The sequence below is a fragment of the Neisseria sp. P0014.S009 genome (genome assembly GCF_051958155.1).
In the GTDB taxonomy this organism is placed as follows: Bacteria; Pseudomonadota; Gammaproteobacteria; order Burkholderiales; family Neisseriaceae; genus Neisseria; species Neisseria flavescens_C.
Genome location: NZ_JBQCVS010000319.1, coordinates 1 through 229 on the forward strand (window position 1 = coordinate 1; position 229 = coordinate 229).

General features: G+C 48.5%; 1 pseudogene. It reads right to left on the minus strand.

The window, feature by feature from the left end:
* Positions 1 to 229, minus strand: a pseudogene (locus ACTHS4_RS12795) (cbb3-type cytochrome c oxidase subunit I); the annotation flags it as partial.

The window sequence follows — 229 nt, forward strand, 5'->3', positions numbered from 1 at the left end:
ATCCAGAAATGCGCCTCAACCAAAGTGCTGCTGTACATTTCATTTTTGCCGAACAAGCGGGGAATCATCTAGTAAACGGAACCGATGGTTACAAAGCCCACCCAGCCCAATGCGCCGGCGTTAACGTGTGCAACAGTCCAGTCGGTGTAGTGGCTCAGAGCTTTAACGTTTTTGATAGACATCATCGGGCCTTCGAAGGTAGACATACCGTAGAAATACAGAGAAACGA